We start from the raw sequence: 19,645 nt of genomic DNA, 5'->3' as shown, positions 1-19,645 counted from the left end.
AAAAAACATATTCAATAAATAAAAAAATTATATCAAAAATTAATATTTTCTTAAAATTTCCACTCCGACTAAAGCATTCTTTAAAATTTCCGGTTTTTTAACTTGTAAAAAAAGTTTTTTTATTTGCGGATATTTCTCTAATAATTTTTTTTCTATATGAACCAAAGCATCCTCAAGCAGTTCAAACTGATGTTTAACAATTGAATTTTGAATTAAATCGCATACATCCGCATAATTAATAAAATTTTCTTTATTTTCATAATCTATTTTGCAGTTAACAACAACCAGCTGTTCTTCGGTTCTTTCCTCTTCCAAAATACCGATAATAGCCTTAAAAGTCAGCTCTTCTATTATTATTGTAAATTCTCCATCATAGCCGCTTTTCAGGCAGCCAGATAAATTTAATTCGCTTTGCTCATTTTCGCTCATTTTCCCATTCCTCAATTTTTCACTTTTCACCATAGCCGTTTTTCAAACGGCCAGGTGAGCGTAATTCGCTTCACAGTCACAACTCACAACTCACAGCTCACAACTCACTACTCACTTTCTAAACCACTCTTTTTTCCTGACCGGTAATAAGCCTGTATATATTTGTTTTATGTTTATAAATTATTATAAAAGCAATTATCCATAAAGGGGAATAGGAGCGGATAGATAAATCCGGATACAAAATATAACAGCTAAAAATTCCCGCCAATATACCGGTTAAAGAACTAAGAGAAGATATTTTCACTGTTTTCGCCATAATAAACCAGACAATTAATCCCACCAATACAGCTTTTGGAACCAAAACAAGCAAAGCGCCGGCGGTAGTCGCAACCCCTTTACCCCCTTCAAATTTTAAATAAGGGGAAAAACAGTGTCCTATTACGACAATTACGGCTATTGCCCAAAGTGTGGCGTCACAAACCCCTGAAAATTTAGCCAGAAGTATTACAAACACACCCTTAAAAGCATCTAAAAACAGCGTCAAACCCGCAAGTTTTTTGGCTTTATTCGGATCAACCTCTTTCAAAACCCTCAAAACATTGGTAGCCCCTATATTTCCACTACCATGCTCTTTTATATTAATACCCGCAAAATATTTAGCTATTAAATATCCAAAAGGAACACCTCCAATTAAATATGCCGCTAAATACCATAATAAATTATGCATTTTTTTCCTTTTTACTTAAAACTTGGCAACTCATTACTCACTCTCACCACTCACTATTTTTATGCAATTATACTAAAATAAACTTTTTTTGATAAAATAATACAAAAAGGGATTTAATGGTTGAAGAAATTAAAAAATTAAAAGAAAAACATAATATTACTATTGCCGCCCATTTTTATGAAAAAAAAGAAATTTTTGAACTGGCCGATTTAACGGGTGACAGTTTAGCCCTTGCTAAAAAAACAGCCAATATTAAAAACCCGCTTGTTTTTTGCGGGGTAAAATTTATGGGGGAAAGTGCAAAAATACTAAACCCCGATATTGATGTATATATGCCAAAACTTGCTGACTGCTCCATGGCAAGAATGGCCGAGGAGGGCGTTGTGGAAAACAATATGAAAATGTTAAAAGAAAACGAAATTGATTTTATTCCCATCACTTATATAAATTCCACGGCAAAAACAAAAGCCATTGTTGCAAGAGAAGGCGGACTAACCTGTACAAGCTCAAACAGTCAAAAAATTATAAAATGGGCATTAAGTAAAAACAAAAAAATTTTCTTTCTGCCGGATAAAAATCTTGGAACAAACACAGCCAAAAAATTAAACAAAACAGCAAAAACAATAGGTGAAAAAAACTGGCAGGAAGCAGATATAATATGTTTTAACGGACACTGCTCCGTTCATCAGCTTTTTATGCCCGAACATATTGAATTTTTTAAAGAAAAATATCCCGATATTAAAATAGCAGTTCATCCTGAATGCCAGCCGGAAGTGGTAAAAATGGCCGATTTCGCCGGAAGCACCTCCCAGATTTTAGAATATGTCAAAGCCCATTCCACCGAAAAAATAGCAATAGGTACAGAAGCAAATTTTGTAAACTGGCTTAAAAAAAACATAAACCCAAATATATATATATTAAGTTCTACAAAACCGGAATGTCCGAGCATGAACGAAACCACAATCGAGAGTTTATATAATTTATTAAAAGCAATTGATGAAGGCAGAGGATATAATAAAATTGAAGTCGAAGAAAATATAGCAAAAGATGCAAAAAAAGCACTTGAAAGAATGATGGAGCTGTCATGAATTTAATGAAACATCAAATAATCGATTTTTTAAAAAGCTCTCTCAATGAAGATATAGGAAGGGGGGATTTGGCAAGAAGTTTAATTAGTGGAGTTGCAAATGCTTTTGTTAAATCAAAAAGCGAAGGGGTTATTGCCGGACTTGAATATATAAAATATTTTAGTGAAATTGCTGATGTAAAATTTAATTTTTTCTATGAAGACGGAGATTTTTATAAAAACAAGGATATTATTTTTGAAGTTTACGGAAATGCAAAAGATGTGCTCTCAATTGAAAGGACAATGCTGAATATTCTCCAACACGCCAGCGGAATAGCAAGCAATGCCTATGAATTTGCAAAAAAAACAGATAACAAAGTAAAAATACTCGACACAAGAAAAACAAGACCTAACTTAAGAATTTTTGAAAAATATGCAGCCAGCTGTGGAGGGATTACAAACCATAGACTCGGACTTGATGACTGCCTGATGCTAAAAGACACACATTTAGCCCTTTTTTCATCCATTAAAGAAGCAATTGACAAAGCAAAAAACATAATACCTTTTACAACAAAAATAGAAGTCGAATGCGCATCTGTTAAAATGGCAAAAGAAGCGATGGAGGCTAAAGCCGATATTGTAATGTGCGACAATATGAAATATGAGGAAATAAAAGAGGTTGTATTATTCAGAAATAAAAATTTCCCACTTGTTTTAATAGAAGTGAGCGGAAATGTAACGCTTGAAAACATTGATAAATTTATTGAAACGGGGGTTGACGCCATAAGCAGCGGGGCTGTAATTCATCATGCGGTGTTTAAAGATTTCTCTATGAAAATAAGATAAGGAGAGAATATTTTAATAGAAGATAAAAATTTTGAATTTGGACATTTTTTGGGAGTTAAAGAACCCGATGAATTTAAAAAATATATTAAAGAAAAATTTAATTATGAATTAAAACCCTGGGATTTTGTAATTACAAACGATAAAATAAGGGATTTGGCATACTGTTATAATCCAAATAAAGGAATCGAAAGAATAGATAACATTCCTGAAACCAGTAAAATAAGAATTAAAAACGCCGGTATAATCGAGCCGAAAGATATTTATCAAAAATGTGCGGCATATGCCATGAAAGAAAGTGATGCTTCTTTAATCACAGGCAGGTTCGGAAGCGGAAAAACTCTGATTGCAACTGCAATGGCTTTAAACCAAAGTAAACGAAAAATATTCATAACCCGCCCTCCTATAGGAATCAGTTCTGCTTATGACATAGGTTTTCTACCAGGAAGCAAAGATGAAAAAATGCTTGAATGGGCAGGGGGGTTTTTAAGTGCCTTGAATTATATCTATAAAGATGCAAAAGGCTTAAATTATGATTCCATTAAAACCCAGCTTTTTTTTGAAAAATTTGAAATAATTCCTCTTAATATGATACAGGGAATATCTATCTTGGAGAATGAAATTTTAATAGTGGATGAGGTGCAGCTTATTACAAGAGAATATATGAGTATGATTTTAAGCAGAATGAGCGAAGGAAGCAAACTTTTTTTACTCGGGGACATTTATCAGACATATTCCACTATCTCAAAACAGGACAGCGGCTTATACAGGCTTCAACAATTACTTCCCCACGAAGCATTGGCCTGGGTGGAACTTAAAAATATATACAGAAACAAGCTTACAGAATTGGCTATGAAACTTACAGAATAAGTGAAAAGTGTAAAGTTAAAAATGAAAAATTAATCTATTTCTTAAACTTTACACTTTACATTTTTAACTTTTAACTTATTTGTATCTATAAGTAATTCTCCCCTTATCAAGACTGTACGGGTTAATTTCGACTTTTACTTTATCCCCCGGGACAATTTTTATATAATTCATTCTTATTTTTCCGCTGATATGGCATAAAACTTCTTTTTTTAATCCTTCAAGTTCAACTTTAAACATTGCGTTAGGAAGTGCTTCTTTAACTATACCGTCGACTTCTAAAACATCTTTTCCCATCAATTCTCCTCCGTTAATATTATTGCTTTGTTATCAACTATTGCAACCTGATGTTCATAATGAACCCCTACTTCCATATCTTCACAGTATACATCCCATCCGTTTTCCGCCAAAACCGGCTCTGCGGCTTTATGACAAAGCATTGGCTCAAGACAGAACACATGTCCGTTTTTTACTTTTTCACCCTGATTCGGTTTACCTTCCACATAATTTAGTATCTGCGGCTCTTCATGAGGTTTTCTACCTATTCCGTGACCGCTGTAACCTTTTAGGGGAACATATCCGTGAGATGTTATATAATCTTCTAAAAGTTTACTTATCTGTTTATATCTCATACCCGGTTTTATATTTTCAATTGCATGATAGAGTGCACCTTTTGCAACATCTATCATTCTTTGATATTCTTCTTTTATTTTTCCTATTCCCACTGTTATTGCAGCATCTCCGTACCATCCGTTAAGTTCGGCCCCGACATCAAAACCAACCACATCACCTTCTTTTAAAGGTTCATTATCCGGTATTCCGTGAATTACAACACCGTTTCTGGAAATACACACGGCATTTGGAAAATCATATAAACCTTTAAAAGCAGGTCTTGCGTTTTTGCTTCTGATAAAATCTTCCGCCATTTTATCAAGTTCGAGAGGGGTAATTCCCGGTTTTGCATTTTCCCTTAAAAGTTTTAAAGTCTGCCCTACAATTTTAGCAGGTTTTTTAATCTCTTCTATTTCTTTTGGTTTTTTAATAATAACTGCCATTATCTCCTCTTTTAAATTTTAAATGTTGAATTTTGAATGTTAAAAAAAGAATGTTGAATGTTGAACTAATTTATAATCCAACATCCAACATCTAAAATTCATAATTTCCATATAATTATAGTCCTGTAACTGAAAGAGTGTCATATTTTTGCATAGTAAGCTGGGCCTGTATTTTTCTCATAGTGTCTATTGCCACCTGAACAACAATCAATACGGCTGTCCCTCCAAAATAGAAATTGACGCCCATTAATTTTACAAGAAGCCAAGGCAGTATGGTAATAACACCTAAATACATTGAACCCCAGAACGTTAGTTTATTAGCAACACTGTTTAAAAATTTAGCCGTGCTTTCTCCAGGTCTGATTCCAGGTATAAAGCCGCCCTGTTTTTTAAGGTTTTCCGAAATATCTTTTGCATTAAACACAATTGACGCGTAAAAATATGCAAAAAATATAACCAGTAAAAATTCAATAACATGAAACAAATACCCGTTTGGATTTAATGAATCCCTGATTGATACCAAAATAGGATTATTAACTCCGCTTAAAACGGTTAAAGGAAACATTAAAATCGCACTCGCAAAGATAGGAGGAATAACACCACTTAAATTTACTTTAATAGGTATATAATTCATAACCCTTTTAAATCTGTTTTGCATCAACACTTTTTTCTGATAAGAAATAGGAACCCTTCTTTCCCCAAGTTCCACATAAATAATAAACGCCACAGTGGCCACTACTATTATTAGAACAAAAATAAGTCCTATTACGCTAAGCTCTCCGACATCTACCAAATTAAGCGTTCCCATTATCGCTGAAGGAATTCTGCTTACAATTCCAGCAAAAATTATTAAACTTATACCGTTTCCGATACCTTTATCGGTAATCTGCTCACCAATCCATACTAAAAACATAGTACCGCCGAGCATGGAAAATGCAGTTAACAATACAAAAGAGCTCATATCTATCATAACAGCGCTTTCTCCGCCTCTACCGGTTAAATGAGAAAGTCCTATTGCAATACCGATTGCCTGAATAAATGCAATTGCAACGGTTGAATATTTTATAATTTTCATATATTTTTGAAAACCTGTACTGTCTTTTTTAAGTTCTCCCAAACTAGGAAAAGTTGCTGCAAGAAGTTCCATAATAATTGAAGCGGTAATATACGGCATTACACCGAGGGCAATAATACTCATTCTGCTGACAGCGTTACCGCTGAACATATTAAGCAGCCCCAATGCGTCATGCTGGTGACCTGCAAAAAAATCTTTTACTACATCCAAATTTACCCCTGGAACCGGCACATATGCCAAAATTCTGTAAACAAGAAGGAAGCCAAGGGTTATAAGTATTTTTTTAGCTATAGGATTCATACCCTTACTTTCCAGAAGTAGTAATATTACTATCTTTTATTTTATCTTTAAGTTCTTTTGCTTTTATACCTATCAATTTTACTTTTTCAGCTCTTATTTTTACAACTTTAGCCAAGCTCTCCATTGTAATTTCGTCTAATTGTAAAACAGCGCTGAATTTATCTACATTAATAGCCTGAGGTTTTACAACTCTACTTTTAAAGCCTATTTTAGGGAGTCTCCTTTGAATCGGCTGTTGACCGCCTTCAAAACCTCTTTTTTGATTATAACCTGTTCTAGATTTTTGACCTTTTTGTCCTCTTGTTGATGTTTTTCCGTATCCGCTGGCAGGGCCGCGTCCAACTCTTTTTGTTTTATGTGTTGACCCGCATGCAGGTTTTAAGTTATTTAGAGCCATCTTTACGCCTTTTTACTTTTAATCTCTTTAAGAGCTTCAAGAGTAGCCCTTACAAGATTGTGAGCATTGTTTGATCCGAGTGATTTAGAAAGAATATCTTTAATCCCCACTAATTCAAGTACAGGTCTTACAGCACCACCGGCAATCAGTCCTGTACCTTCACTTGCAGGTTTTAATAAAATTTTTGATGAATTGAATTTTATTTCCACTTCATGATTAATGGTATTGCCGTGAATACCTTCAATTTTTACCAAGTTTTTGAAAGCGTCTTCAATTGCTTTTTTAATAGCATCAGGAACTTCCTTGGCTTTACCGTTTCCGACCCCTACAATTCCTTTTTTATTTCCAACGACTACCAAAGCGTTAAATCTGAATCTTCTACCACCTTTAACAACTTTAGTAATTCTTCCAACGTTAACAACTACTTCTTCAAATTCTTCTTTATTATAATCTTTAATTACTTCTTTTAATTTAGCCATTTGCCGCCTTTATACTTTTATTCCATTTTCTCTTAGAGTATCTGCAAATGCTGCAACTACACCATGATATTTATATCCGTTTCTATCAAAAGCAACTTTGTCGATTCCGGCATCTTTTAACTTTTGGGCAAAAATTTTTGCCGCTTCTTTAGCTCCGTTAATATTAGCCGGAAGTTTATTTTCCAAATGTGCTGTATTTAAAAATACAAGAGTTTTGCCTTCAGCATCATTAATAGCCTGAACTATTATATATTTGTTTGATCTGAAAAAAGTGACTCTTGGCAATTCAGCAGTTCCGCTTATTCTACCTCTGATTTTTCTTTTTCTTTTAAGTCTTCTTAAATCTCTTCTTGCTAATTCTTTACTTCTTCTCATCTCTCACCCTTATTTTTTAGCTGTCTTACCAGCTTTTCTGATAATAACTTCATCAACATATTTAACACCTTTACCTTTATACGGTTCAGGTTTTCTGAAGCTTCTGATTTCAGCTGCTACTTGACCGACTTCTTGTTTATCTGTGCCTTTTACAGTAATTATATTTTTTTCAACCGTAATTGTGATTCCGTCAGGAATTTCATAATTAATAGGGTGTGAATATCCAAGTTGTAATTCTAAAATGTTTCCTTTAACTGCAGCTCTGTATCCAACTCCGTTAATTTCAAGTTTTTTTTCAAACCCTTTGGTTAATCCTACAACGGCATTATTAGTTAACGCTCTTACTGTTCCCCACATTGCTTTAGCAAATTTGTCATTTTCGCTAGCAGGTTCAACTGTTATAGTATCACCGTCAATATTAACTTTTACAACACCTTTTGTGTCTATAACTTTTTCATCTTGGCCTTTTTTAATAATTAATTTATTCCCTTCAAGCTTAGCTTCAAGGCCAGAAGCTAACTTTACGGGCAATTTACCTATTCTACTCATAAATTTTCTCCTTACCAGATACTACAGATTACTTCGCCGCCCACTTTTAATTTGTAGGCTTCATCATTTGCTAAAACACCTTTATTGGTAGAAACAACAAGTGTTCCGAATCCGTTTTTAAATCTTTTAATGTCTTCATAACCTTTATACACCCTTCTTCCGGGTTTGGATATTTTTTTAAGTTCATTAATAACGGAATTACCATTTTCATCATATTTAAGTGTAACATTTATAAATTTTTTATTACCGTCTTCCACTACTTTAAAACTTTCTATATAGCCTTTTTCCTGAAAAACTTTTAAAACATCTTCCATAAGGCGCGAATAGTTAAGCTTTGTAACTTCCATGCCCCTCATGGCGGCATTTCTGATTCTTGTTAATCCGTCTGCAATAATATCACTCATCATCTTGGCATCCTTTTACCAACTAGCTTTTTTAACACCAGGGAGTAACCCCTCATTTGCCATTTTTCTAAGACAAATTCTGCAAATTCCGAAATCTTTGTAAACTGAATGTACTCTACCGCAAATTGAGCATCTTGTATATGCCCTGACTTTGAATTTTGGTTTTCTTTTAGCTTTAGCTATCATACTCTTTTTAGCCATTTGCTTTTCCTTTTGTAAATGGGAATCCGATAAGTTCAAGCATTCTAAGTGCAAGTTTATCATCTTCTGTTGTTGTTGAAATATTAATATTCATACCGTGTACTTTTATAATACTATCATAATTTACTTCTGTGAATACCAATTGTTCGTTAAGTCCAAAGTTAAAGTTTCCTCTTCCGTCAAACCCGTCTCTTTTTACACCTTTAAAGTCTCTAACTCTTGGAAGTGCAACAGAGATTAGTTTTTGAAGAAAACTCCACATCATTTCACCTCTAAGTGTAACCTTAACACCAACAGGCATACCTTCTCTTACCTTGAATCCCGCTACTGATTTTTTAGCAGGGGTAATTACAGCTTTTTGTCCGGTAATTATTGTAAGCGTATCCGCTACGCTTTCAAGAAATTTTTTATCTTTGGCACCTTCGCCCACACCGGCACTAACCACTATTTTTTCAATATTAGGTATAAGCATTGGATTTTTAATATCAAACTCTTGAGCCAATTTATCTCTAACTTCTTTTAAATATTTTTCTTGTACTTCAAACATCTCTTAGCCTTCTACTTTTTTTACGTTTGAAATGTGAATAGGTTTTTCAATATATTCAAACCCACCTTTTGGGTTAGCTTCAGTCGGCTTAACAGCCTTTTTAACAATATTCACACCTTTAACTATTACTTTAGCCTCTTTTGGAATAACTTTTAAAACTTCACCCGTTTTACCTCTGTCATCTCCGGCGATTACTTTTACGCTGTCGCCTTTTTTAATTTTAAATTTAGGAGGTAAGTTTTTTCTAGCAGCCATTATAGCACCTCCGGAGCAAGTGATGTAATTTTTTGGAAACCTTCATATCTGACTTCCCTGGCAATAGGACCAAAAATTCTTGTACCAACCGGCTCTTTTTTATCATCTATAACAACAGCAGCGTTATCGTCAAATCTGATTAATGAGCCGTTTTCTCTTTGAACTTCTTTATTAGTTCTTACAATTACTGCTTTTACAACCTGACCTTTTTTAACTTTTCCGTTCGGAATGGCTTTTTTTACAGAAGCTATGATAATATCGCCTACTGAGGCATATCTTCTTTTTGAGCCACCCAAAACCTTGATACACATAATTTCCTTAGCACCGCTGTTATCGGCAACTTTTAGTCTTGTAAATGGTTGAATCATTCTTATTCTCCTCTTTCAAGAATCTCTTTTAATACAAAAGATTTTCTTTTGGAAATTGGTCTGTGTTCAATTGCACTAACAACATCACCAACATTTGCTTGGTTATTTTCATCATGAACAAGATATTTTTTAAATTTTTTAACAATTTTATGATATTTTGGATGTAAAACTTTTCTTTCCACTAAAACATTTATAGTTTTATCACCAGTTTTTTTAATAACTTTTCCAGTAATAATTCTTTTAGGCATTAGTTACCCCTTTTTTGTCTCATCGCAGTTTTAATTCTTGCGATATCTTTTCTGATTTTAGAAACAAGTGATGTGTCCTGCAATTGCATAGTTTTTAATTTCATTCTTGTCTCAAACAGTTCCATTTTTTTATTTTTTAGAAGCTCCTGTAATTCCGCTTCACTCTTTGCAAGCAAATCCGCTACATTCAATTTAGTATAGCTCATTTTCATTCTCCATTGAAATAATTTTTGTTTTAAAAGGTAATTTTGCAGCTGCAAGAGTTAACGCCCTAACGGCAGTTTCATTATCAACACCGGTAAGTTCGAAAATAATTCTTCCGGGTTTAATATTCATAACCCACTCTTCCACGCTACCTTTACCTTTACCCATCCTAACCCCAACAGGTTTAGAAGTTAAAGGTTTGTCAGGAAATACTCTAATCCAAACTTTACCTGTTCTTTTCATTGTTCTGGTAAGTGCAACCCTTCCGGCTTCAATTTGTCTTGAATTAATTCTTCCAAGCTCAGTTGCTTTTAACCCATATGTACCAAATGCAAGAGAACTTCCTCTATAGGCTTTTCCTTTGTTTCTACCTTTTTGTTGTTTTCTGTATTTAGTTCTTTTTGGCATTAACATGTCTTCGTCCTTTTCTTCTTCTTTGAGGCTTTCTTTCCTCTATAGAAGCTGCTTCTTGGTTTCTTCTTTGTAAAACTTCACCTTTGAATATCCAGACTTTAACGCCAATAATTCCGTATGTAGTTAAAGCCTCGGCAAAACCGTAATCAATTTTCGCTCTTAATGTATGAAGAGGAACCCTGCCTTCAAGATACCATTCGGTTCTTGCCATTTCGGCTCCGTTTAATCTTCCGGCAACCTGAACTTTAATTCCTTTTGCGCCAGATTTTAAAGCGTTTTGAATAGCTTTTTTCATAGCTCTTCTGAATGCCACCCTTCTTTCTATCTGAGTAGCAATATTTTCAGCCGCCAACTGCGCACTGATTTGAGGTTTTCTTTCTTCTTTAATGTTTAAAATAAGTTCTTTATCACCTATTTTATTTTGAAGTTCTTTTTTTAAGGCTTCAATTTCGCTTCCGCCTTTGCCGATAATTATTCCTGGTTTTGCGGCAAAAATAGTAATTCTTATTTTTTTGGCTGTTCTTTCGATAATAATATCACTAATTCCGGCATAATAAAGTTTTTTCTTTAGAAATTTTCTAAGTTCATAATCACTTAATACATTCTCAGGCATAGTGTTATAGTTAATAAACCATCTACTTCTCCAGTTCCTGTTTATTCCAAGTCTTAGTCCTATAGGATTTGTTTTTTGACCCATTAGCTTTCCTTTTCAACTTCTACGTAAATATGAGCTGTTGGTTTTTGAATTTTACTTGCCATACCTCTAGCTCTTGGTCTGAATCTTTTTAGATAAGGACCTCTGTCAACTCTGCATGAAGTAATTTTAACTTCGTTTGCGTCATATCCACCGTTTGCAACAGCACTTGCAACAACTTTTGCAATTACTCTTGCAGCTTTGTTTGGCATAAATTCTAATTTTGCAAGTGCCTCTTCAGCATTTAATCCCTGAATTTCTTTTGCTATTAATCTTGCTTTAGTTGGTGAAAGTCTTATAAATTTTAATACTGCTTTACTCATCACCTATCCTTACTTACCTATTTTCTTTTGAACAGAACCTTTGTGCCCTCTGAAAGTTCTGGTCGGCGCAAACTCACCAAGTTTAAAACCGATATGTCTTTCAGTAACATAAACAGGGACAAAGTCTCTACCATTGTGTACATTGATTGTAAGTCCAATCATTTCCGGAACAATTGTACTTCTTCTTGACCAGGTTTTAATTGGTTTTGGATTTTTTTCTTCTTTTGCTTTTAAAACTTTTTTCATTAAATGTTCATCAACAAAAGGACCTTTTTTAGTGCTTCTTGCCATCGTTTATCCTTATTTCTTTCTTCTTGAAATGATGTATTTGTCACTTTGTTTTTTCTTTCTTGTTTTGAAACCTTTAGTAGGCATTCCCCAAGGTGTTACAGGATGGTTACCTTTGCTTCTACCTTCACCACCACCGTGTGGATGATCAACCGGGTTCATGGCAATACCTCTTGTTTGAGGTCTGATACCTTTGTGTCTGCTTCTACCTGCTTTACCTACAGTGATATTTTGATAATCGGCATTTCCGACAACACCGATAGTTGCCATACATTCTCCTAAAATTTTTCTCATTTCGCCGCTAGGTAATCTCACAATTACATATTTTTCTTCCCTACCCATAATTTGGCAGCTGTTTCCTGCGGCTCTTGCAATTTGACCGCCTTTTCCGGGTTTAAGTTCTATATTGTGAACCACAGTACCCACCGGAATGTTTTTAAGCTTCATTGCATTTCCTGGCAATATATCAAGTCCTGCTTCCGCAGCAATTACAGTATCTCCGATTTTTAGCCCTTCAGGTTGAATAATATATCTTTTATCCCCGTCAGCATAAGTGATTAAGCAGATTCTACAATTTCTGTACGGATCGTATTCAATTGTTGTAACTTTTCCAGGAACTCCGAATTTATTTCTTTTGAAATCGATAATTCTATATAGTTTTTTAGCTCCTGCCTGTCTGTGTCTTGATGTAATTCTACCTTGATTGTTTCTCCCGGCTTTGGCCGGCAATTTAATTAGTAATTTTTTTACCGTTGGTTTAGAAGTTATGTCGCTGTTATCAAGCGAACTCATAAATCTTCTTGACGGTGTATACGGTTTGTATGTTTTAATTCCCATAGTATTTCCTTTATACACTTAGGCTTTCAAGTTTTGCATCTTCAGGTAATTTTACATAGAATTTTTTGAAATCCGATTTTTTACCTGTTATCCCTTTAAATCTCTTAACTTTACCTTTTTGTCTAAGTGAATTCACTTTTAACGGTGTTACACCGAAATATTCTTTAAAAATAGTTTTTAATTGGTTTTTAGTTACTTTTGGTGTAGTTTGAACTACTAAAACACCATCTTCTTGCAAGTTTAGTGCTTTTTCAGTATAAACTATTGATTTAATATCTGTAATATCAGCCATCTTTAGCCCTTTATAACTTTTTCGTAAGCCGCTTTATCAAAAATAATTGATTTAAAAACGCTTGCATAATATGCATTTAATTCTTCTGGTGTAATAATATATACGTTTGGAATGTTTCTGAATGCTAAAAATGTATTTTCATCCATTTCGTCAACTACTATTAAATAGTCTCTTTCATTTAAATTACTTAGCCATTTTACAGCATCTTTTGTTTTTCCTGACTCAATTTTAATCGAATCAACAACATAAAGTTTTTCCTCATTTGCTTTTTCATTTAAAGCATATTTAAGAGCCACTCTTTTTTGTTTTTTATTTAATTTTTGTGACCAGTCTCTTTCGTTTCTTGGTCCGTGAGCCACACCGCCGCCTGTAAATTGAGGTGCTCTGATACTTCCCTGTCTGGCTCTGCCTAAACCTTTTTGTCTAAACGGTTTTTTACCGCCGCCGCTAACTTCTCCTCTTGTTTTTGTATGAGCAGTACCTGCCCTTTGATTGGCAAGGTATGCTTTTACATATAAATAAAGGTTATGCGGATTGATACCTTTAAAATCTTCCGGTAAATTTGTTATTTTTGTAATTTCACTCATTTCACAATCCTTACTTTTCCTAAACTTCCATTGGCCCCTGGAACACTTCCTTTAATAACAAGTACGCCCATATTTTCATCAAATTCAACTACTTCAGCGTTAACTGTTACGTTTTTGTTTCCGTAATGTCCCGGCATTTTTTGTCCCGGCTGAACACGTCCAGGCCATTCACAGTTACCGATTGAACCCGGAGCTCTGTGGAATCTACTTCCGTGTCCTCCCGGACCTCCTGCAAATCCGTGTCTTTTAATTACACCGGCAAATCCCCTACCTTTACTTTTAAAAGTAAGTTTTACTTTTTTAGCTTCTTTTAAAGGATCTATTGTTAAATCCCCAGGCTCTGTATTTGCAACTTTAAGTTCTGCAAATCTGTTAAATTCTTTTGAAAGTCCATATTTTTTCTGCATACCTTCAAGTGCTTTATTTATTTTTTTTCCATTAGCATAAGCAACCAATGCTTTGTCTTCTTTTATTTCACAAACCTTAGCTGGAACAATTTTTAATAAAGTAACCGGAATACTCGGGATTGATACTGTCCTACTCATTCCTATTTTTTCAACTATAAATTCCATTCAATTCTCCTTAACTTAATGCCCTAACTTCTACATCAACCTCTGGCGCCAATTCTAATTTCATTAATTGGTCTACAGTTTCAGGCGATGCGTTCACAACATCAACAAGTCTTCTGTGAATTCTAATTTCAAATTGCTCTCTAGAATCTTTATTGACATGAGGTGATCTTAATACTGTATATCTTCTGATTTTTGTAGGTAACGGTATTGGTCCCTTTACTTCAGCTCCAGTTCTTTTAATAGCGTCAGTAATTATTCCAACGGCTTTATCAAGCACTCTGTGATCATATGCTTGAAGTTTAATTCTGATTTTTTCCATTTTCTTCCTTTTTAAAGATCTCGTGGTTTTTCCACGCATTTTGGAATGAAATTATAAACGATTTTATGGGATTTTACAAGATAAAAATAGGTTAATTTTTCCTTTTTTAAAGGAAAAGTCGGTATAGGTTCTAGTTCAATAATAAAAAAACATAAAATTTATTTTGAATTTTTACTTTCCATCATGGCCGCTTTTCAAGCAGCCAGATGAGCAGGGCTCATTTTTAACTCTTCACTTGGTCAGTTGGGCTCTTGACAACTCACTACTCACTACTCACTTTAATACTAAAAGCTTGTCCACTTGGAACGTGGCTACTTAACATTAGGCTTTATAGCATTATTATATATATATTCAACCGCCTCGTCTACATCATCTGTAACAATAAATAAGTCTAAATCTTTTTTATCAATATGTTTATATTCAAGCATCTTATCAAAAAAATCCAAAAGTGGCTTATAATATTCAGTGCCGAAAAAAACAATTGGAATCTGGCTCATTCTGCCTGTTTGCGCAAGTGTTAAAACTTCGCTTAATTCATCCAAAGTCCCATAACCTCCCGGCATCATAACAGTACCTACACTATATTTTAAAAATGTCACTTTTCTTGTAAAAAAATATCTGAATTTAAGAGGTATTTTTACATAAGGATTGGTAACTTGTTCGTGAGGCAAAAGAATATTAAGCCCAACACTTATTTTTGCTCCCTTATTTGCAGCTTCCATAATACCAGGACCGCCTCCTGTAATTATCGCATATCCTAAACCGCTCAGTTTCTTTGATATTTCAGTAGCTTTTTCATAATAATAACTACCTGGTTTTTCCCTTGCACTACCAAATATAGAAATTCCGGGAGGCAGATCGTCAAGTTCTTCAAAGGCATCTGTAAAATCACTTATTACCCTGAACATCCTCCACAAATCTTTTGTAGGATTACGGTTATCCAGAAACTCTTTTTGTATATCTTTCATTTTTTACCTTCTCACAATATTTATCATTTTTCACTTTCAACTTTACACTTTTAATTTTAAAACAGTCTTCCCATTTTTCTGTACCCGTATATAAATAAAATAATACCCAAAAATGTAAGCGCCGCATAAAATTGCCATAAATGAATCATATCAGCGCCTCTAAACATTATACTTTCACTTCCCTCGATATAATACCTTAAAGGAGAAAACAAAGATAAAAACTGCAATATTGGATGCATAGCATAAATAGGTGTCCATGCACCGCTCAAGAAAATAAGAGGCATCATTATGAGCATGGAATACTGCCCCACCTGCAAAGCGCTTTCGCTGATTGCAGCGATAAAAAGCCCGAGTCCCGCCGCCGTTATGGAATAAAGAAGAGTTAATATTAAAAAATCAAAAAAACTTCCGTTCATCGGTGCGTTAAAAACGCCAAAAATTACAAAACCAAATGCTAAAATAACACCTCCAAGCAAAATAACAACTTGAGAAAATATTTTTGCAAAAATAATAAGTTTGGAACTAACCGGCATTAAAAGCATAATATCCCATGTACCGTCTTCTTTTTCCTTTACAAAAACCATTGCGCTTAATATCACCCCAAGCAATGTAATTACGGATAAAAGCTCGGTAAAAGCCATAAACCATTTTGAATTACTGTTTTGGTTAAAAAGTTTATGTATGGCCAAATCAACGGGTAATTTTATATTGCTCATATTTAAAATTATATTTTGAAGGTAACTAAGCGTTACATAAGCCTGGCTTGCCGCAGTGGAATCAATTAATACATTTATTTTAGCAGTCCTGCTTTTATAAATATTTTTTTCGAAATTATTATCAAACACAATTCCGACCATTATTTTTTTGTTAAAAATCGCATCACTTAACTCTTTTTGAGATTTAAAAATAACCGGTGTTTTAAATTCCGGTTTATGCAGATGTGAGAGAATTTTTTTAGAAACAACACCTCCCGAATAATCCACATATCCTATAGATACATTTCTCGGTTTTACCTGAATTCCGTTTCCCGCAATATAAATATCAAAGGTAAAAGAATACAAAACCACCGCCACAAGCCCTACATTTCTTAAAAAGCTTAAAATTTCCTTACTGAAGATACTCAAAAACTGTTTCATTTCAGACCTTTTTTCAAAAACAATCTTCCAAGAATCAGTAAAACAACAGCATAAACAATTAAGATACAAAAATAGAATATGTTTTTAAAAGAACCGAAACCCTGACCTATCAAAAATGTATCATAAACCAGATGGTTATAATACATTACCGGAAACAGATGGGCTTCAATATACGACTCCCCTTTCATAGAGGAGATGGGCATAAGCATTCCGGAATATAAAAATCCTGGAATTATGGTAATAATAATGGTAAGAACAAGAGCCACAATCTGTCTTGAAGAGACTATACTTACCAAAAGCCCTATTCCCAGAGATATTAAAATATATATTTCGCTTGAAAAAAAATAAATTAAAAAATTGCCTTTAAAAGGAACTTTAAAAATATAAACAGCCACTAAAAAAAGATTAAATATATTAAATGAATGCAAAAAAAACACAGACGTTAATTTTGCTATTAAAAAATCTATTTTCCCTACAGGAGATGAATAAAAATTAAAAATAGTCCCTTCTTCTTTTTCCTTTACAATCAAAAGTGCAGCCAAAATTGCAGGCGCAACCAATAAAATAAGCCCTATTAACCCCGGGACTATTGCATTTGCGTCTTTTAGAGACTGGTTAAAAAGCATTCTTTGATTAATAGTTATTAAATTTTTTAAATTAGGATTTAAACTTTTAGCTGTGTCGAAAATCAACCCCTCGGCATAACTTTGCATAGTGAGAGCCCTCATAGGATATGCACCGTCTATAAAAACCCCGATCCCAGTTTTTTGGTTTTTCAAAATATTTTTTTCAAATGAGGGGGGAATAATAAAAATCATATCAATTTTTCCTATTTTCATTTGTTTTAGAGCTTCTTTTTCACTCATTTTCGGTAATAGTTTAAAATACTGGGAATTTTTCATTTTTGAAATAAGCTCAAGTGAAATTTTACTTTTATCATAGTCAACCACCACACTTCGCGCATGTTTTACATTCATTTTAATGCCGTAACCGAACAAAATAAGTATCATCAAAGGCACCAAATAAACCATAAATATCATTTTGCTTCTTATTAAATCTTTGAACTCATTTAATATGTAAGCCCTAATTACCCCTATATTCATTAACTTCCTTCAATATTACACTTTTCATTTTACACTTTTCACTTTTCACTTTTTCACTTTTCACTTTCATAAAACCTTACAAATATATCTTCAAAACTCTCAGCCTCAGGAAATTTTTGATGCAGATTCTTTACTGTGTCATCCACTATTTTTTTGCCTCTTTTCAATACCACTACCCTGTCGCAGTATTCCGCTTCGCTCATATAATGTGTCGTAATAATTATAGAAATTCCCCATTTAACTTTAAGCTGATGCAAAATATCCCAAAACTGGGCTCTTGCAATTGTATCCACCCCGCTTGTAGGCTCATCCAGAAACAAAACAACAGGCTCATGCATAATAGCTGCCGTTAATGAAAACCTCTGATTTATACCAAGAGGCAAATCTTTTGGAAAAGAGCTTAAATATTCTTCAAAACCGAGAGACTTTGCATATTCTTTTATTAAATTATAGGTTTTAAGTAAATCAATTTTATGCATATTCGCAAAATACAAAAGATTTTCCCTTACCGTCATATCTTTGTAAAGGGCAAAAAGCTGGGACATATATCCGATTTGACTTTTTAAAGATATTCTGTCTTCATACGATTTAATCTTTTTACCAAGCAAAATAAGCTCCCCCTCATCAATGGGATAAAGCCCCAGAAGCATTTTAATAAGAGTTGTTTTCCCCGCCCCGTTTGCCCCGAGAAGCCCTAAAATTTCTCCTTTTTTAAGCTCTAAATCAATATGGTCATCCGCTGTAAAATTCCCGAATCTTTTAGTCATTCCCCTTGCTTTAAGCACCACATCCGGCAACGTTTTTTTATTTTCTTTAATAATCATTTTCGGAGGTATTTTACCCCTTTTAAGTGCATTTACAAAAAAGAGCCCCTCCAATGCAGGCTCTTTATGCGAAGCATTTAAAGATTTTAATGAATAAGTGGTTTTATTAAATGTTATACATTCACTGCACTCAGTCTCTTCATAAACATATTCTTTTATTGAATTAATCAGTTCTTTCGGTTTTCCGCCGGCGATAATTTTACCCTCGTCAAAAAGATATACCCTGTCCATCAAAGCGGCCTCATTCATATAAGCGGTACTCACAATCGTAAGACCGCTTCTGGTTTCATCCAGTATTTTCCAAAGCTCCCTGCGGCTTAGAGGGTCAACCCCGGTAGTTGGCTCATCAAGTATTAAAAGTTTTGGCTTATGAATAAGCGTGCAAATTAATGAAAGCTTTTGTTTCATTCCTCCGCTTAAATTTTTGGCAAGCCTATTTTGAAATTCATAAAGCCCAGCCATTTTAAGAAGTCTATTTCTATATTCATAATATTCGTCATCTTTTTTTACATTTCTTATATCGCTGAAAAAATCAAGATGTTCTTTTACACTTAGATTTTTATAGAGAACTAGCCCTAAACCCTGAGGCATAAAACCGATATTTTGTTTTAATTTCTCAGCCTCTTTTATATTTTTATAAGCAAAATTATAAAAGCTGATTTCCCCCTCAAAATCTTTAACCCCGCTTATGGCATACATAAAAGAGCTCTTTCCCGCCCCGTCAGCCCCGATAAATCCTATTATCTCTTTTTCATATCCTTCAATAGAAGCTTTTTCAATGGCAGTTTTGTTTTTATATTTTACAGTTACGTTTTTAACTTCAAATATTAACTTTTCATCGTGGCCGCTTTTCAAGCAGCCAGGTGAGTTTAATTCGATTTGCTCATTTACACTCATTT

32 protein-coding genes are annotated in these 19,645 nt (G+C 33.9%); 3 read left to right on the top strand and 29 right to left on the bottom strand.

What is annotated here, in order from left to right; all coding sequences use genetic code 11:
- Window positions 1-39 precede the first annotated feature (39 nt).
- Together DZ64_RS0105300 and plsY are read right to left on the bottom strand one after the other, a co-directional pair.
- Complete coding sequence (locus DZ64_RS0105300; RefSeq protein WP_084029407.1) at window positions 40-429, bottom strand: dihydroneopterin aldolase; 390 nt, start codon at window positions 427-429, stop codon at window positions 40-42.
- A gap of 118 nt (window positions 430-547) precedes the next feature.
- Entirely contained in the window at window positions 548-1,156 is a 609-nt protein-coding gene (gene plsY / locus DZ64_RS0105295) for a glycerol-3-phosphate 1-O-acyltransferase PlsY (protein ID WP_024787556.1), read from the bottom strand.
- A 116-nt stretch (window positions 1,157-1,272) separates the two neighbouring features.
- Between plsY and nadA the strand changes: the two genes are divergently transcribed.
- From nadA to DZ64_RS0105280, 3 genes are read left to right on the top strand one after another with little or no spacing between them, the layout of a single operon-like run.
- Entirely contained in the window at window positions 1,273-2,244 is a 972-nt protein-coding gene (gene nadA, locus DZ64_RS0105290; RefSeq protein WP_024789711.1) for a quinolinate synthase NadA, read from the top strand.
- A gap of 5 nt (window positions 2,245-2,249) precedes the next feature.
- Window positions 2,250-3,068: a carboxylating nicotinate-nucleotide diphosphorylase gene (gene nadC, locus DZ64_RS0105285; RefSeq protein WP_051430036.1), complete on the top strand. Its 819-nt coding sequence runs from the start codon at window positions 2,250-2,252 to the stop codon at window positions 3,066-3,068.
- Between the two features lie 48 nt (window positions 3,069-3,116).
- Entirely contained in the window at window positions 3,117-3,935 is an 819-nt protein-coding gene (locus DZ64_RS0105280) for a PhoH family protein (protein WP_024789709.1), read from the top strand.
- Window positions 3,936-4,010: 75 nt separating this feature from the next.
- Here the strand turns inward: DZ64_RS0105280 and infA are convergent, their stop codons facing one another.
- The 27 genes from infA to DZ64_RS0105140 form a co-directional block, all read right to left on the bottom strand.
- On the bottom strand, window positions 4,011-4,229 hold the full coding sequence (gene infA / locus DZ64_RS0105275; protein ID WP_024787552.1) for a translation initiation factor IF-1: 219 nt from the start codon (window positions 4,227-4,229) through the stop codon (window positions 4,011-4,013).
- Window positions 4,229-4,987 carry a type I methionyl aminopeptidase gene (gene map / locus DZ64_RS0105270; protein ID WP_024789708.1) on the bottom strand — a complete coding sequence of 253 codons (759 nt, stop codon included), beginning with the start codon at window positions 4,985-4,987 and terminating at the stop codon, window positions 4,229-4,231. The genes infA and map overlap by 1 nt, the downstream gene beginning before the upstream one ends.
- A gap of 115 nt (window positions 4,988-5,102) precedes the next feature.
- On the bottom strand, window positions 5,103-6,362 hold the full coding sequence (secY, locus tag DZ64_RS0105265) for a preprotein translocase subunit SecY (protein WP_024789707.1): 1,260 nt from the start codon (window positions 6,360-6,362) through the stop codon (window positions 5,103-5,105).
- A gap of 4 nt (window positions 6,363-6,366) precedes the next feature.
- Window positions 6,367-6,759 carry a 50S ribosomal protein L15 gene (gene rplO / locus DZ64_RS0105260; RefSeq protein ID WP_024789706.1) on the bottom strand — a complete coding sequence of 131 codons (393 nt, stop codon included), beginning with the start codon at window positions 6,757-6,759 and terminating at the stop codon, window positions 6,367-6,369.
- Window positions 6,760-6,761: 2 nt separating this feature from the next.
- Window positions 6,762-7,238, bottom strand: a complete 477-nt coding sequence (gene rpsE / locus DZ64_RS0105255; protein ID WP_024789705.1) for a 30S ribosomal protein S5 — start codon at window positions 7,236-7,238, stop codon at window positions 6,762-6,764.
- Between the two features lie 9 nt (window positions 7,239-7,247).
- A complete protein-coding gene (rplR, locus tag DZ64_RS0105250; RefSeq protein WP_024789704.1) occupies window positions 7,248-7,613 on the bottom strand; it encodes a 50S ribosomal protein L18 in 366 nt (121 codons plus the stop codon).
- A gap of 9 nt (window positions 7,614-7,622) precedes the next feature.
- Window positions 7,623-8,162, bottom strand: a complete 540-nt coding sequence (rplF, locus tag DZ64_RS0105245) for a 50S ribosomal protein L6 (RefSeq protein ID WP_024789703.1) — start codon at window positions 8,160-8,162, stop codon at window positions 7,623-7,625.
- 11 nt (window positions 8,163-8,173) lie between these two features.
- The gene (rpsH, locus tag DZ64_RS0105240) at window positions 8,174-8,569 is read right to left on the bottom strand and encodes a 30S ribosomal protein S8 (protein WP_024787545.1); all 396 of its coding nucleotides are present in this window, start codon (window positions 8,567-8,569) and stop codon (window positions 8,174-8,176) included.
- Between the two features lie 12 nt (window positions 8,570-8,581).
- Entirely contained in the window at window positions 8,582-8,767 is a 186-nt protein-coding gene (locus tag DZ64_RS0105235) for a type Z 30S ribosomal protein S14 (protein WP_024787544.1), read from the bottom strand.
- The gene (gene rplE / locus DZ64_RS0105230; protein ID WP_024789702.1) at window positions 8,760-9,314 is read right to left on the bottom strand and encodes a 50S ribosomal protein L5; all 555 of its coding nucleotides are present in this window, start codon (window positions 9,312-9,314) and stop codon (window positions 8,760-8,762) included. The genes DZ64_RS0105235 and rplE overlap by 8 nt, the downstream gene beginning before the upstream one ends.
- A gap of 3 nt (window positions 9,315-9,317) precedes the next feature.
- The gene (gene rplX, locus DZ64_RS0105225) at window positions 9,318-9,569 is read right to left on the bottom strand and encodes a 50S ribosomal protein L24 (protein WP_024789701.1); all 252 of its coding nucleotides are present in this window, start codon (window positions 9,567-9,569) and stop codon (window positions 9,318-9,320) included.
- Entirely contained in the window at window positions 9,569-9,937 is a 369-nt protein-coding gene (gene rplN / locus DZ64_RS0105220) for a 50S ribosomal protein L14 (RefSeq protein WP_024789700.1), read from the bottom strand. The genes rplX and rplN overlap by 1 nt, the downstream gene beginning before the upstream one ends.
- A gap of 2 nt (window positions 9,938-9,939) precedes the next feature.
- Window positions 9,940-10,185: a 30S ribosomal protein S17 gene (gene rpsQ / locus DZ64_RS0105215; protein WP_024789699.1), complete on the bottom strand. Its 246-nt coding sequence runs from the start codon at window positions 10,183-10,185 to the stop codon at window positions 9,940-9,942.
- The gene (rpmC, locus tag DZ64_RS0105210) at window positions 10,185-10,391 is read right to left on the bottom strand and encodes a 50S ribosomal protein L29 (protein WP_024787539.1); all 207 of its coding nucleotides are present in this window, start codon (window positions 10,389-10,391) and stop codon (window positions 10,185-10,187) included. Before rpmC ends, rpsQ begins: the two co-directional genes overlap by 1 nt.
- Window positions 10,378-10,803: a 50S ribosomal protein L16 gene (gene rplP / locus DZ64_RS0105205; protein ID WP_024787538.1), complete on the bottom strand. Its 426-nt coding sequence runs from the start codon at window positions 10,801-10,803 to the stop codon at window positions 10,378-10,380. The genes rpmC and rplP overlap by 14 nt, the downstream gene beginning before the upstream one ends.
- Window positions 10,781-11,500: a 30S ribosomal protein S3 gene (gene rpsC / locus DZ64_RS0105200; RefSeq protein WP_024789698.1), complete on the bottom strand. Its 720-nt coding sequence runs from the start codon at window positions 11,498-11,500 to the stop codon at window positions 10,781-10,783. Before rpsC ends, rplP begins: the two co-directional genes overlap by 23 nt.
- Window positions 11,500-11,820, bottom strand: coding sequence for a 50S ribosomal protein L22 (gene rplV / locus DZ64_RS0105195; protein WP_035003134.1), 321 nt, complete (start codon window positions 11,818-11,820; stop codon window positions 11,500-11,502). The genes rpsC and rplV overlap by 1 nt, the downstream gene beginning before the upstream one ends.
- Before the next feature lie 9 nt (window positions 11,821-11,829).
- The gene (gene rpsS / locus DZ64_RS0105190) at window positions 11,830-12,111 is read right to left on the bottom strand and encodes a 30S ribosomal protein S19 (RefSeq protein ID WP_024787535.1); all 282 of its coding nucleotides are present in this window, start codon (window positions 12,109-12,111) and stop codon (window positions 11,830-11,832) included.
- A 9-nt stretch (window positions 12,112-12,120) separates the two neighbouring features.
- Complete coding sequence (gene rplB, locus DZ64_RS0105185) at window positions 12,121-12,945, bottom strand: 50S ribosomal protein L2 (RefSeq protein WP_024787534.1); 825 nt, start codon at window positions 12,943-12,945, stop codon at window positions 12,121-12,123.
- A 10-nt stretch (window positions 12,946-12,955) separates the two neighbouring features.
- Window positions 12,956-13,237: a 50S ribosomal protein L23 gene (locus DZ64_RS0105180; protein ID WP_024789697.1), complete on the bottom strand. Its 282-nt coding sequence runs from the start codon at window positions 13,235-13,237 to the stop codon at window positions 12,956-12,958.
- Between the two features lie 2 nt (window positions 13,238-13,239).
- Window positions 13,240-13,824 carry a 50S ribosomal protein L4 gene (gene rplD, locus DZ64_RS0105175; protein ID WP_024789696.1) on the bottom strand — a complete coding sequence of 195 codons (585 nt, stop codon included), beginning with the start codon at window positions 13,822-13,824 and terminating at the stop codon, window positions 13,240-13,242.
- Complete coding sequence (gene rplC / locus DZ64_RS0105170; protein WP_024789695.1) at window positions 13,821-14,396, bottom strand: 50S ribosomal protein L3; 576 nt, start codon at window positions 14,394-14,396, stop codon at window positions 13,821-13,823. The genes rplD and rplC overlap by 4 nt, the downstream gene beginning before the upstream one ends.
- A 10-nt stretch (window positions 14,397-14,406) precedes the next feature.
- On the bottom strand, window positions 14,407-14,715 hold the full coding sequence (gene rpsJ, locus DZ64_RS0105165) for a 30S ribosomal protein S10 (protein WP_024787530.1): 309 nt from the start codon (window positions 14,713-14,715) through the stop codon (window positions 14,407-14,409).
- A gap of 311 nt (window positions 14,716-15,026) precedes the next feature.
- Complete coding sequence (locus DZ64_RS0105160; protein ID WP_024789694.1) at window positions 15,027-15,683, bottom strand: TIGR00730 family Rossman fold protein; 657 nt, start codon at window positions 15,681-15,683, stop codon at window positions 15,027-15,029.
- A 56-nt stretch (window positions 15,684-15,739) separates the two neighbouring features.
- Window positions 15,740-16,819: an ABC transporter permease gene (locus DZ64_RS0105155; RefSeq protein ID WP_024789693.1), complete on the bottom strand. Its 1,080-nt coding sequence runs from the start codon at window positions 16,817-16,819 to the stop codon at window positions 15,740-15,742.
- On the bottom strand, window positions 16,816-17,922 hold the full coding sequence (locus DZ64_RS0105150; protein ID WP_024789692.1) for an ABC transporter permease: 1,107 nt from the start codon (window positions 17,920-17,922) through the stop codon (window positions 16,816-16,818). The genes DZ64_RS0105155 and DZ64_RS0105150 overlap by 4 nt, the downstream gene beginning before the upstream one ends.
- A 53-nt stretch (window positions 17,923-17,975) precedes the next feature.
- A complete protein-coding gene (locus DZ64_RS0105140) occupies window positions 17,976-19,643 on the bottom strand; it encodes an ATP-binding cassette domain-containing protein (protein WP_084029341.1) in 1,668 nt (555 codons plus the stop codon).
- Between the last annotated feature and the right edge of the window lie 2 nt (window positions 19,644-19,645).

Source organism: Lebetimonas sp. JH292, from assembly GCF_000523275.1.
In the GTDB taxonomy this organism is placed as follows: Bacteria; Campylobacterota; Campylobacteria; order Campylobacterales; family Nautiliaceae; genus Lebetimonas.
This window is presented reverse-complemented; position numbering and strand designations above follow the sequence as displayed.

What these genes read in the sequence shown, in the direction of transcription:
- rpsS (WP_024787535.1), bottom strand. Translation starts at nt 12,111, where the DNA reads ATGGCAAGAAGCACTAAAAAAGGTCCTTTTGTTGATGAACATTTAATG.
- rpsQ (WP_024789699.1), bottom strand. Translation starts at nt 10,185, where the DNA reads ATGCCTAAAAGAATTATTACTGGAAAAGTTATTAAAAAAACTGGTGAT.
- rplF (WP_024789703.1), bottom strand. Translation starts at nt 8,162, where the DNA reads ATGAGTAGAATAGGTAAATTGCCCGTAAAGTTAGCTTCTGGCCTTGAA.
- infA (WP_024787552.1), bottom strand. Translation starts at nt 4,229, where the DNA reads ATGGGAAAAGATGTTTTAGAAGTCGACGGTATAGTTAAAGAAGCACTT.
- rplE (WP_024789702.1), bottom strand. Translation starts at nt 9,314, where the DNA reads ATGTTTGAAGTACAAGAAAAATATTTAAAAGAAGTTAGAGATAAATTG.
- rplC (WP_024789695.1), bottom strand. Translation starts at nt 14,396, where the DNA reads ATGGAATTTATAGTTGAAAAAATAGGAATGAGTAGGACAGTATCAATC.
- DZ64_RS0105155 (WP_024789693.1), bottom strand. Translation starts at nt 16,819, where the DNA reads ATGAAACAGTTTTTGAGTATCTTCAGTAAGGAAATTTTAAGCTTTTTA.
- rplB (WP_024787534.1), bottom strand. Translation starts at nt 12,945, where the DNA reads ATGGGAATTAAAACATACAAACCGTATACACCGTCAAGAAGATTTATG.
- DZ64_RS0105235 (WP_024787544.1), bottom strand. Translation starts at nt 8,767, where the DNA reads ATGGCTAAAAAGAGTATGATAGCTAAAGCTAAAAGAAAACCAAAATTC.
- DZ64_RS0105300 (WP_084029407.1), bottom strand. Translation starts at nt 429, where the DNA reads ATGAGCGAAAATGAGCAAAGCGAATTAAATTTATCTGGCTGCCTGAAA.
- rpsJ (WP_024787530.1), bottom strand. Translation starts at nt 14,715, where the DNA reads ATGGAAAAAATCAGAATTAAACTTCAAGCATATGATCACAGAGTGCTT.
- rpsH (WP_024787545.1), bottom strand. Translation starts at nt 8,569, where the DNA reads ATGATGAGTGATATTATTGCAGACGGATTAACAAGAATCAGAAATGCC.
- map (WP_024789708.1), bottom strand. Translation starts at nt 4,987, where the DNA reads ATGGCAGTTATTATTAAAAAACCAAAAGAAATAGAAGAGATTAAAAAA.
- rplV (WP_035003134.1), bottom strand. Translation starts at nt 11,820, where the DNA reads ATGAGTAAAGCAGTATTAAAATTTATAAGACTTTCACCAACTAAAGCA.
- rplD (WP_024789696.1), bottom strand. Translation starts at nt 13,824, where the DNA reads ATGAGTGAAATTACAAAAATAACAAATTTACCGGAAGATTTTAAAGGT.
- DZ64_RS0105180 (WP_024789697.1), bottom strand. Translation starts at nt 13,237, where the DNA reads ATGGCTGATATTACAGATATTAAATCAATAGTTTATACTGAAAAAGCA.
- rpsC (WP_024789698.1), bottom strand. Translation starts at nt 11,500, where the DNA reads ATGGGTCAAAAAACAAATCCTATAGGACTAAGACTTGGAATAAACAGG.
- plsY (WP_024787556.1), bottom strand. Translation starts at nt 1,156, where the DNA reads ATGCATAATTTATTATGGTATTTAGCGGCATATTTAATTGGAGGTGTT.
- nadC (WP_051430036.1), top strand. Translation starts at nt 2,250, where the DNA reads ATGAAACATCAAATAATCGATTTTTTAAAAAGCTCTCTCAATGAAGAT.
- rplO (WP_024789706.1), bottom strand. Translation starts at nt 6,759, where the DNA reads ATGGCTCTAAATAACTTAAAACCTGCATGCGGGTCAACACATAAAACA.
- rpmC (WP_024787539.1), bottom strand. Translation starts at nt 10,391, where the DNA reads ATGAGCTATACTAAATTGAATGTAGCGGATTTGCTTGCAAAGAGTGAA.
- DZ64_RS0105140 (WP_084029341.1), bottom strand. Translation starts at nt 19,643, where the DNA reads ATGAGTGTAAATGAGCAAATCGAATTAAACTCACCTGGCTGCTTGAAA.
- nadA (WP_024789711.1), top strand. Translation starts at nt 1,273, where the DNA reads ATGGTTGAAGAAATTAAAAAATTAAAAGAAAAACATAATATTACTATT.
- DZ64_RS0105150 (WP_024789692.1), bottom strand. Translation starts at nt 17,922, where the DNA reads ATGAATATAGGGGTAATTAGGGCTTACATATTAAATGAGTTCAAAGAT.
- rplP (WP_024787538.1), bottom strand. Translation starts at nt 10,803, where the DNA reads ATGTTAATGCCAAAAAGAACTAAATACAGAAAACAACAAAAAGGTAGA.
- DZ64_RS0105160 (WP_024789694.1), bottom strand. Translation starts at nt 15,683, where the DNA reads ATGAAAGATATACAAAAAGAGTTTCTGGATAACCGTAATCCTACAAAA.
- rplX (WP_024789701.1), bottom strand. Translation starts at nt 9,569, where the DNA reads ATGGCTGCTAGAAAAAACTTACCTCCTAAATTTAAAATTAAAAAAGGC.
- rpsE (WP_024789705.1), bottom strand. Translation starts at nt 7,238, where the DNA reads ATGGCTAAATTAAAAGAAGTAATTAAAGATTATAATAAAGAAGAATTT.
- rplN (WP_024789700.1), bottom strand. Translation starts at nt 9,937, where the DNA reads ATGATTCAACCATTTACAAGACTAAAAGTTGCCGATAACAGCGGTGCT.
- secY (WP_024789707.1), bottom strand. Translation starts at nt 6,362, where the DNA reads ATGAATCCTATAGCTAAAAAAATACTTATAACCCTTGGCTTCCTTCTT.
- rplR (WP_024789704.1), bottom strand. Translation starts at nt 7,613, where the DNA reads ATGAGAAGAAGTAAAGAATTAGCAAGAAGAGATTTAAGAAGACTTAAA.